The following is a 10457-nucleotide window of genomic DNA, read 5'->3' as shown; positions in this document are numbered from 1 at the left end:
GATTTGGGAAATGGAGAGTAGCCATTGACACCTCAGTGCGAGTTTCGCTGGAGGGCGCGCTCGGTCCCACGTTTCCGGAAATGCAGGACGGGACATCACTTACGTCCAGACAACGTTAATGGTGACGCGGTGACGATATCGCGCCACCGAGTAGAGTTCGCTCGCGTTGTTTCTCATCAACAGCCGACGATCGACGACTGGCCCTTGCGCCTAGTCAGCCTTGCCGCATGGCTGTTCGACGACAGAAACTGGCATGCCGTGGTGTTTGAATACGCATCGCATGCATTCGGGATTGGGTTCGCAGTCTGAGTTGTCAGGGGCCGGGCAAATGCACATCGTACCTGGTCTCATGGAAAGCATGTCGTCGCGCAGCGATTTTTCGTAGTAACCGCCCGATTGGAACCGCCTGCCGCCTAGCGCCCTGATGGCCTAAGACACGTGTTTAACGACGTCGTTAGCGACGTGTCTTAGGCGAGGATTGCGATGCGCGTTGAAATTCTTGGGCAGGAACGTCGACGGCGGTGGCGCGAAGAAGACAAGCTTGCGATTGTCATGTCGGTTGGGGTTTCTGGAGCCACGATCACAGAGATTGCTCATCGTCATGATGTAACGCGGCAGCAGATATACGCCTGGCGTAGCGAGCTCAAGAAGAAGGGGCTGCTCCCGGTGTCTTCGAATGCATTGTTCATTCCCGTCGATCTGAATGCCGTGCAGAACGATGCCCCTAAATTGAGGGAGAGCTGCTCCGGGATGATTGAGCTACGATTGATCTGCGGCCGCACGCTTCGTTTCGAGAGTTCTATGGCTCCCGATGTCCTGACGCAGATTATCCGGGCAGTGGAAGCAGCATGATTGGGCCTGGGACCGGCGTTCGGGTGTATCTTGCGTGCGGGATCACGGATATGCGCAAGGGAGTAGAAGGCCTTGCCGCGCTTGCGCAGGATGTTTTGCGTCAGAAGCCGACTGGCGGCGCGGTCTTCGCCTTTCGCGGCAAGCGTGGCGATCGTTTGAAGCTGCTGTATTTTGATGGCCAGGGCTTCTGCCTGTATTACAAGATCTTGCAGAAGGGGCGGTTTCCTTGGCCTTCGGCATCCGACGGGACTGCCCGGCTGACGTCGGCCCAACTGGCGATGTTGTGGGAAGGGATCGATTGGCGTCGTCCTGATTGGGGTGCGCCACCGGCCCGTGTCGGGTGATTTTATCCCACTGAAACCACTGGTTTTTATGGAAATTTATCCTGTCTCGTGGTAGTCAGGATCATGTCTAGCGCGACGACAAATCTTCCGGACGATCCAGCCTTTCTCAAGGCAATGATTGCCGCTTTGCAGGCGGAAAACGCGAAGATGTCGGCCACATTGCAGGCGCATGATCAGTTAATCCAAACGCTGCGGCTGCGCATTGCCAAGCTGAAGAAACAGGTCTTCGGCAAGTCGTCTGAAAAGATTGAGCGTGAAATCGAGCAGTTGGAACTGGCGCTTGAGGATCTGTTGATCGCCGCCGCTGAAGGCAGTACGGCGCCAATCGATGAACCTGATGAGGCGGCGTCTGTGGTTCCCTTGGCGGATACGTCTGAAAAGATCATGCGCCGGCGCCCACGCGTCTCGGACAAGGCGGTTCGCGAGCGCCGAGAGCTCGATCCTGGCTCCTGCTGCCCGGAATGCGGAGGTGAATTGCGTCTTGTCGGTGAGGACGTCAGCGAAATCCTCGACATGATCGCCGCGCAGATGAAAGTCATCGAAGTTGCTCGACTGAAGAAGTCCTGCCGCTGCTGCGAGAAAATGGTGCAGGTGGCAGCACCCAGCCGCCCGATACCGGGCAGCATGGCCGGCGCTGGCCTCTTGGCGTACATTCTGGTCTCGAAGTTCGACGACCATTTGCCACTGTACCGTCTGAACGAGATCTTCGCCCGCATGGGCGCCGACATTCCCGACAGCACGATGGTTGATTGGTGTGGTCGCGCCATGCAGGTTCTGCAGCCTCTCATCGAGCGGATCGAAACGGCGGTCATGGCAAGTGACCTGCTTCATGCGGACGACACCCCGATCAGGGTGCTGGATCGCTCGCTGCGAGACAAGGGGTTGGGCAAGGGTGTGAAGAAGGGCAGGATCTGGACGTATGTCCGCGATCAGCGTCCATGGGCAGGCAGTTCCCCGCCCGGTGCAGTCTACTATTTTGCTCCTGACTGGAAAGAAGAGCACGTCCACCGCCACCTCAAGCAATCAAGCGGCATCCTTCAGGCTGACGGCTACAAAGGATATGGCAAGCTATACTCGCCTGGAGAAAAGGGAGAATCTCGCTTCAAGGAAGCCGCCTGCTGGGCTCATTGGCGACGAGACTTCCACGATATCTGGACATCAAACAAGTCCGAGATCGCGCGAGAGGCTCTTCATCGCATCGGAGCGCTTTACGACATCGAGCGTGGCATCAATGGGCAGCCTCCTGAGATCCGTCTTGCTGCGCGTCAAAAGCAGAGCAAGCCTAAGGCCGATGCATTCCGCCACTGGGCTGAAGCTCAACTCACGCGCATTCCGGGCAAAAGCGATCTGGCGACAGCTTTCCGCTACGGATTGAGCCGATGGTCTTCGCTCTGTCTGTTCCTCGAAGACGGTCGCGTTGCGATCGACAACAATGCCGCCGAGCGGGCACTGCGTCCGATAGGCGTGGGAAGACGAAACTGGCTCTTCGCGGGAGCCGATACGGGAGCGGAGACCTTGGCACGCGCCATGACGATCATCGAGACGGCAAAGATGAATGGTCTTGATCCGCAGGCCTATCTGGCAGACGTGCTCGATCGCATCCACGATCACAAGATCAATCGGTTAGACGAATTGCTTCCGTGGAACTGGTCGGCGATCACCACAATCGACGCGAAGGCAGCCTGATGGCGACAGTCACCTACGTCCGTACGATCAAATTTGTTGCCGAAATCCTCGAAGAGGACCCGGAGCTTCTTCAGGCAATTGTCTCCAACGATGATAATCTGAGCTACGGCAGCATCATCTCCGTGTACACCGGAGACGACGAATCGGTGACCGCACTGACGGACGACGGCATGGACGAATTGGAGCAGATGCTCAAAGATGCCCGCCGCTCACCCCAAGAATGGAACGACTTCCTCGACAGCTTTGTTGACGACGAGCTGCTCGTCGCTCGCATCAAAGCAAAATCGCCGCGGTAGCAATCGGGCGGTTACTTTTCGTAAGCGATCGCGTAGAGAGCTCGCAACTTATGAGCTGTGACCTTTCGATCAAAATGAGCGAGCGTGCTTGCCGGCCTCATTGCATTTATATCCGGTTGCGCTCGCCGTCGTCTCATTAAGGTTTCGAAAATATTCGAGGCAATACCCGCCCGCATCCTAGTTTGGCTCACCACCTCGAGAACAAAGTGTTCCTTCATGGCTCCTCGTTCCATCCGCAGCGTTCGCTGTTTTGCTATATGTTCGTCGATACGCCTAAGGAGTGGCGGGTTATTCACCTCAGGTGGTTGCAGGACGTTTGGCGGGTCGTTTTCCATAATTCACTCCTGTGTGTGAACGAACGATTTCCATTGAAGGCAGTCGTAGTCTCCAGAGTTGAACTGGACGAAATCTCCATCATTCCCTCCCGGCCGTTCCGGAAAAATTTATGTCTCTATGGAGATTTTTTGGCGTCTGGAATTAAATGTGGAGTCCGGAATTGGTCTGGTGTCCAATCGGAGTCTTGAATTATTCCGGAATTAGGCTATTGATTGATAAGGATTGGTCGAGCACTTATCGGCCAATAAGAGATAGGTGGCCCAAGCCTAACCATAACGATGCTGCCAGCGAGGTGGCTCCGCCCCATCGGAGCGACGTTGTTATGCCAGTAGGTTTTTGATTGTCTCGTGCTGGCATTTCGATAATCTCCAACGGCCGTCGATTTGTGTCGGCGGCATTCTGTGACCGATCGGAACTAAATGCGTGAGCATACGAATATCAGAAAGTTCCGGAATGTCTAGGTGTGATTCCGGAATAATTGAACAACTGATGGACGGCCTACTATGGAGCCTTTGAGACGGAAGGCGATTGCCAATTACCTGTCCCAGCTGCATGCTGGACTGGACGACCTAGTATCGCGATCTCGAAACGTCACAGCTTCCTACGAAGCTGAACTTGCTAACATGAACAATGAGATCGCTCGATACCGAGAGTTGATCGCGAATGCAGAGCGCGAGTCAGAGCAGGAAACAGCACTGTCTCGTGGAAAGCAGACAAGGGAGCCTACCCAGGCCGACTGTTCCTCAGAGATGAGGACTGTGGTCAGCGCAGGGGCAAACGGACCTCGTTCCAGGTCGTCCAAAGCTGATGCTCTTCGAAGCGCAGCGGAAAACATCCTTCGTGCTCACGATCAGCCGCTCAAGAGGGCTGATCTGACCCGGCAGCTTCAATCGAAAGGTCTTCTATCAAACTCGGACAATCCAATCGATTTGGTTCGAAAGCTGCTGCAGAAGAGCGAAGTGATAGGATACGACCCCAAGAAAGGCTATTTCTTGCTCGAGCGTAGTGCCTGAAGGGGTGACCATTGCTCGGCGTTCGCTTGTAGCGTTTTCTAGGTAGTTGAATGACCGGCCCCGTCCTCGCAGACGTGTATAGTCAACATCGGTATTGTTGGTCGTTGCAGGCGTCCTCAAACCGGCATCTCGCGCGGATCGTTGATCTCTCGTCGCCCGCCATTCTCCAGAGGGGCCGAGGCCGTCCGCGCACCCTCAAGTGCAAAGAAGGCCTCTTTAAAATCGTGGTAACGACGTTGATTCATTTTGACGTGGAGGTTCGCCGGCAGGCAGGTTGTCCAGAGCTGAGCTCCTCAGCACCCTTATCTCCAGCCACCAATTGCCTGACGCGGATCGGATCGATATCGCAACCATAGCTTCGTTGTCGCACTCCACTAGAACCGTTCTAACCGGAGCTGAATCGAGCGGGAATATCCGATTGGGACTTGCCGATTGCGGTCTATCTAGCGCCGTTGATCGTGATGACTATGGTTTTGGAGCTCTGTTCGTTGTCACGAATTTTTGAGCGGTACAATCTTCCACCCAACCCTTCAGACGCACCCACTCATGGAAGTCACATCCTCGATCAGGGCACACCACACTAGGCGATACAAACCCATCCTGCGACACGACGTGGTTGCGAAGTGTCAGCGTGTGTCCGTTGGGGCAGGTGAGGGACGCTTTGAACAGGCGCGCCGTGGATGGATGACAGGGCGACCATCGTGTTCTCGGCGGTTCGACAGCAAACAACCTGGACCGCTCGAAATTCGCGAACCGCTTGCCGTTTCGGTGGGAATAGGGAAGACGAGCTTGCTTTGAGAACCGGGCTAGCAGACGTCTCAACAACGCGAACATCACAGTCGATGCAAGTTCATGAGCGTCGCGATCCTGATGGTCATCGCCTGGACGCTGACATGGTATGTCCTGGCCAGGTCCCTGATCATGGCTTCATCTTCAACATCGACGAACCTGTCGCGCAAATCCTGCTGAAGGAACTGCTGAGGCATCAAAAGGCTTGCCGCGAACGCGTTCGCCTCAACCTCTTCGACGTCAACCGCCGTGGATGAAGTGGAATCCCGAAAGTTGATCTTGAAGTCCGTGTCCAGACGCACTTCCAGGCCGCCGTGGAGAAGCAGGTGACCGAGTTCATGAGCGATCGTAAACCTCCTGCGGACAGGAGACTGGCTCCTTTCCACGGCGATGATCTGCTGGTCGTTCGCGCGAAGCAGCATGCCGGAGATTTCGTTGTTGAACTCGTGCACCTGGACGTGGGCACCGCAAGCCTCGGCGATGTCTTCCACGGGTACAGGCGCACGCAGCACGTGGTTCTCCGCGAGGAGATTGCCAACGACCTGTTCAATGCGGCCGTACCTTGCTCGTACGGGCTTCATTGGGAGCGCCTTCTCATCAAAGCGGGCCAGCGCGTTTCACCGCCTCGATGTATTTCGCGACTGTGGGCATCTCTGGGCCGAGCGCAGCGTCGGAATCCGTCTCAGGATGCAATAGCTCCGCAGTAGGGATCAATTCCGCCAACGGTCTATCAAGTGTCGATGCAATCCCGGCGAGCTGGTCGACAAGCAACCTTTGACGCCCGAGTTCGATGTTGGTGATTGACGTCCTCGATAACTGAACGGCGGTGCCGAGTTGTTGCTGCGTCATGTTTCGGGACTCTCGCGCTGCCCGGATTTTGCGTCCGAGTTCCGAGTTGAACCTGTCCGTCATGGTATCTCAATCTGTTGTCCGATACGGGAAATCTAGTCTTTTTGGGGCTTATGTCAATTACACCAACGTGGTGAGTGTTTGTGATGTTGACATTTGGTTAAGTTTGTCTTAATGACATTAACGTCCGCGATGTGGCGGATATCGAGAAACCTCGGAGGGTCATGATGGACCACATGGTAGAGAATGCCGAAATGAAGAATGCCGCCGACAAGCACGGCGATGACGTTGCGGTAGCAGTGATTACCACCGCTGGCATCTATCCCTCCGAAGACGAATTCCGGCGGGTTGATCGCGATAACGAGATCGAAGACGTCCTCAAGAAGGCCGCTAAGAAGCTTCATCTGACTAATACTGACGATTGGGTTGCGCGCGTTGACGAGAAAGAAGTCAATGTGAAGCACACCTTCCGTCAGGAAGGGCTGAAGGGCATCGTCGAGATTGAGTGGCACAAGCGCGAAGGTGGCGGCGGTGCATCAGGCGCTCGCTAAAATAAATTTTGACAAGGATGTCGCTGGTCTCAACGACATCCTTGTCAGAAAAAGCCGGATCGTGGTCAACGCAGCGACTTTTCCTGTCCTTGATCTCACCTTCGAACACCGACTTCCCATCCGTCTTCGCATGGGTTGCGAGCAGTGGAGCGAGCAGCCGCCGTCGGTGGAGCTTCTCGACCCCGATGGCACACCATGCCAGAGGCAGATGCCCGGCGGCATCTTCCACGCCGGCCCACACCCTGTCGTGGGCCGACCTTTCGTGTGCATGCGGGGAACGCTCGAGTACCACACCCATGAAAGTCATCTCAACGAGGCTTGGGACCAGTACAGGGCGGTCGACGGTATGGACCTTGTAAGCATCGCCCTGCAAATCGGGAACACCTGGAGGAGGACGTTTCCATGAAGCCACTTATCTGCACGAACGAGTTGATCGAGGAGACCTTGTCGATCCTTAAGAAGGCCGGCAATCGAGGCAGCGAGGGGATCGCGCTCTGGTTAGCGCGTAGGTCCGACGACGAGACAGTCCAGGTGGGTGAGGTTCTCGAACCCGCCCATCGCGCGGCAGTGGATTTCTTCCATATCCCGCCGGAAGGCATGAGCGCGCTGATGTCGCATCTTCGCACGACGCGGACGAAGCTTGTGGCGCAGGTTCACTCTCATCCTGGTCACGCATTCCATTCGCAAGCTGATGACGAGTGGGCGATCATCCGTCACGAAGGCGCTTTGTCGTTTGTCATTCCGTATTTCGCTCGAAACACAAGTGCTTCTACGTTCTTGGATCAGGCGGCGCTTTTTCGTCTCAATGAGCAAGACAGCTGGCTGGAAGTTCCTCGCGCGCGGTTCAGCGAGCATATGGTGGTGATCCCATGACGATGAGCCCTGCCACGGAAAATCAATTGATGATCGCCCGCTTGCTGGGCGTCGACGAGGATCAAGCCGCGGCGCTTCTCGACGTCCGCGTCGCCGTCAGGGCAGGGGCAGGTACCGCCGCCTCGTTTGCGAAGGAGCTCTCCGAGCAATTGGAGCGAACCGTCGCCCTCGTGGACGACATCAACAAGGCGGATGTCGAAGTCGTCGTCGGCGTCGCACCATCAGGCGCTGCCGCGAAAACAGTCTACATCTCATTGGACGACGATGGCGCGAGCTTCAGCGAAACGGCGTTGCTGCTTGACAACGATCCGGACCTTCACGGCTTGCAGATCGTTTTTGCCGCTTGCTACGCGGCGTCTTACGTCCTCGGGCGCGCTATAGAAGGTCTGCCATCACCGCCCGGCGATTTCCGGCTATCGTTCTCTTCCATGGGAGCGGATCGCGCGCTGCTGGAGAAGCCGATCGTGTTGGCCGAGACGGCTCTTGCCGGAGCTGGAGCCGTGGGCAACGGCCTCCTGAGGTCTCTTCGTCATCTCGACGTCAAGGGTGAATTGATCGTTGTCGATCCCAAGAACATCGGCGGCGGCAACGCTAATCGGTGCCTATTCTTCGCGCCTGGGGAGAAGGGACCGAAAGCAAAGGTACTCGCCAACAACGCTCAATCGTCATTCGCCCATCTTGAGTTCAAGCCCTTCGTCGGCGCATTTCACGACCTCGTTCAGCGCGAGGGACGCGTCAGGCAGGTGCTGGTGGCGACGGATAGCCGCCCAGTGAGGCGCTCGATCCAAAATGACCTTCCGCTCGTGGTTGTCGACGCTTCGACCACCGGGGTCAACGAGATCATTGTGCATTCCCACGAACAGCCGACCGAGGGTGCGTGTCTGGCCTGCATCTATAAGCACGTCCTCGACGAAGACGCGAAGGCGAAGGACATCGCTTCGGGCCTTGGAATCGACGTAAGCGAAGTTGATGCGAATGGACTGATCGATGATCGAGTGGCGGGCCTTATCATCGCCGCTCACCCTGGTCTACAGAAAGCGGACCTTGTCGGGAAGGCATTCGATACGCTCTTCAAGGAGCTCTGCGGCCAGATGGCTCTCCTGACACCCGCCGGAGAGCAGACCTTGGCTCCGTTTGCGTTCGTCTCAAACCTCGCGGGTGCCTATCTCGCCCTCGAGTTCGTTCGTCGGGCTGCTGGCGTGGCCACCACGAACTACATGTTTCTTGATCCGTGGCGTCCGCCCTATACAAAACTGAGGTCCTTCAGGGGAAGAGAGCCCGACTGCCCGTTTTGCCGTGCCTCTCATACGAAGCTGGCATATCGAATGGTCTGGCCCGAGGTGTCGTTCGAGTAGGCCTTGCGAGCGAGATGCCGGTCCCGCTAAGTATGCTAGGCCTCAGCGCTGGCAAGTTTGGCCGCGATTTCTGCGGCCTCCAGCCGGGCGGACGTTTTGTAGGCATCGTGCTTCCAGCACAAAAAATCCTGGCTGTCGCCTTTTCCGAAGTCAAAGGCCGACACGGGGCAGGCGTAGAGGGCGCGTCGCGCCCCCAATCGAACTCACCGGGATGATTGTCGGTTTCTGTCATCGGGCGAAGTGCGCGCCATCTCCGGTAAGTCGATCCGGAACTGCAACCAAGCGGTTATGACCCGCAGTCACCAACTAAGCCGAGGCTCCGGACCAACCGCCATGTAGCGGACGGCCGCCGTCGACCCTTCCGCCCGATACCAATCGCTTTCGAGCAGGCAGTTGGGTTCTTCCTGGGACGCCGGGGAGAACTTTCGATCGTGCAGCACCGCCCGAAAATCGTTGCGGCCACTTCTGTCGTCGTCGTCGAAGGTTGAAAACCTTGGGTCGTAGGCGTTGAGATCGATCCGGACCTGAAACCAAGAGCCACGCGCGGTCGAGCTGTTTGCAAGTTCGGACAGCGTGATGGGCCCGGATCTAGGTTCTCGGACAACGAGTTCTCCGCGGTAGACACCGAATCTGCTGTGAGACAGCTTTCTAAGAATCCACTCTTTGTCGGAGTCGGAAACTGGCTCGTTTACGATCGCATCATAGGCGGAGACCAAACGTCGTGTGATTTCTACCTTCTCACCCGCCTCCGAAAGGGCTTCCGAAAAGTCATCGCGTAGGGGATTGGCTGCCTCTGAAGGGAAAACTTCGACATCGTAGTCGGGCTGTTCGTCCGATGCTCTCACTGTGAACAGTTTAGACACGATGATTGGGATGTCATCTTCATTATTGTCTTCAGCGGGGAACCAGATGACGCCCTGCAACGGTCTGAGGCCGCAGGGTTCATGGGACGTGTACCTACCCATAATTCTAGCGGCTTCCTTTTTCAGAAACTGGCTAATTTCCTCAGGCGATGTCGTCTCAAGCGCCAACATGCCCAGGAATCCTTCCCCCGGGGAATCATAGTCGAACATTTCGATTTTATACCGGCGTGACGATACAACGCCGTCCGCCGAGATGACATGGATGACATACGGTTCAAAACGCGGCCGCTCATTGTAGTCCAGATGATACCAGACGCCTGTCAAAACGACGCGGTCATCGGGTGCCTTCCTCAGATCACCCGCGGTCCGGATGATCGCCTTCTTGTAGTTCTCGATCACTTCGGCGAACCATGGATTGCAGCTGCGGCTGCCGAACATGTACTGGGTTATCTTGTTTCCGATGACCTCGATGGCTGCGTCCGGTCCCGTGAACATCAACTGCGCTCCGTAGACTGGCCCCTCAAGCTGGGTGCCGTTTTGATAACGGTCCGGGAAAACGCCTGTGGTGAGAGTGTAGACTTCGGAGGGTGTGGTCATCTTGTTCCTATGGACGCGTTGGCTCGTCCCGGGGACACTCCCAGGATGGCGAT

The 10457-nt window shown here is 56.5% G+C and carries 11 protein-coding genes; 8 read left to right on the top strand and 3 right to left on the bottom strand.

Annotation, left to right across the window (positions count from 1 at the left end; all coding sequences use genetic code 11):
* Positions 1-483: 483 nt before the first annotated feature.
* The 4 genes from tnpA to AC244Q_RS14585 all read left to right on the top strand — a co-directional run bounded on the left by tnpA (position 484) and on the right by AC244Q_RS14585 (position 3178).
* A complete protein-coding gene (gene tnpA / locus AC244Q_RS14600) occupies positions 484-852 on the top strand; it encodes an IS66-like element accessory protein TnpA (RefSeq protein ID WP_012756395.1) in 369 nt (122 codons plus the stop codon).
* A 50-nt stretch (positions 853-902) separates the two neighbouring features.
* Positions 903-1196 carry an IS66 family insertion sequence element accessory protein TnpB gene (tnpB, locus tag AC244Q_RS14595; RefSeq protein ID WP_130665924.1) on the top strand — a complete coding sequence of 98 codons (294 nt, stop codon included), beginning with the start codon at positions 903-905 and terminating at the stop codon, positions 1194-1196.
* A 63-nt stretch (positions 1197-1259) separates the two neighbouring features.
* Positions 1260-2882 (top strand): IS66 family transposase, encoded by a 1623-nt coding sequence (gene tnpC / locus AC244Q_RS14590; RefSeq protein ID WP_012756396.1) that lies wholly within the window; start codon positions 1260-1262, stop codon positions 2880-2882.
* Positions 2882-3178 (top strand): hypothetical protein, encoded by a 297-nt coding sequence (locus tag AC244Q_RS14585; RefSeq protein ID WP_003554972.1) that lies wholly within the window; start codon positions 2882-2884, stop codon positions 3176-3178. The genes tnpC and AC244Q_RS14585 overlap by 1 nt, the downstream gene beginning before the upstream one ends.
* Positions 3179-5360: 2182 nt before the next feature.
* On the opposite strand, the gene AC244Q_RS14580 is transcribed toward AC244Q_RS14585, so the two are convergent.
* Entirely contained in the window at positions 5361-5897 is a 537-nt protein-coding gene (locus AC244Q_RS14580; protein WP_128407876.1) for an ImmA/IrrE family metallo-endopeptidase, read from the bottom strand.
* Positions 5898-5913: 16 nt separating this feature from the next.
* Complete coding sequence (locus tag AC244Q_RS14575) at positions 5914-6165, bottom strand: helix-turn-helix domain-containing protein (protein WP_245460675.1); 252 nt, start codon at positions 6163-6165, stop codon at positions 5914-5916.
* Positions 6166-6401: 236 nt separating this feature from the next.
* Between AC244Q_RS14575 and AC244Q_RS14570 the strand changes: the two genes are divergently transcribed.
* From AC244Q_RS14570 to AC244Q_RS14555, 4 genes are read left to right on the top strand one after another with little or no spacing between them, the layout of a single operon-like run.
* A complete protein-coding gene (locus AC244Q_RS14570) occupies positions 6402-6716 on the top strand; it encodes a hypothetical protein (RefSeq protein ID WP_245460674.1) in 315 nt (104 codons plus the stop codon).
* A complete protein-coding gene (locus tag AC244Q_RS14565; protein ID WP_128407873.1) occupies positions 6697-7122 on the top strand; it encodes a hypothetical protein in 426 nt (141 codons plus the stop codon). The genes AC244Q_RS14570 and AC244Q_RS14565 overlap by 20 nt, the downstream gene beginning before the upstream one ends.
* A complete protein-coding gene (locus AC244Q_RS14560; protein ID WP_128407872.1) occupies positions 7119-7589 on the top strand; it encodes a Mov34/MPN/PAD-1 family protein in 471 nt (156 codons plus the stop codon). Before AC244Q_RS14565 ends, AC244Q_RS14560 begins: the two co-directional genes overlap by 4 nt.
* Positions 7586-8944 (top strand): ThiF family adenylyltransferase, encoded by a 1359-nt coding sequence (locus AC244Q_RS14555; protein WP_128407871.1) that lies wholly within the window; start codon positions 7586-7588, stop codon positions 8942-8944. Before AC244Q_RS14560 ends, AC244Q_RS14555 begins: the two co-directional genes overlap by 4 nt.
* 299 nt (positions 8945-9243) lie before the next feature.
* Here the strand turns inward: AC244Q_RS14555 and AC244Q_RS14550 are convergent, their stop codons facing one another.
* Complete coding sequence (locus AC244Q_RS14550; protein ID WP_128407870.1) at positions 9244-10404, bottom strand: hypothetical protein; 1161 nt, start codon at positions 10402-10404, stop codon at positions 9244-9246.
* Positions 10405-10457 lie beyond the last annotated feature (53 nt).

This window comes from Rhizobium sp. CB2179 (genome assembly GCF_057653455.1).
Note: the sequence above shows the minus strand (reverse complement) of the source record. Positions and strands in the feature narration are given on the sequence as shown.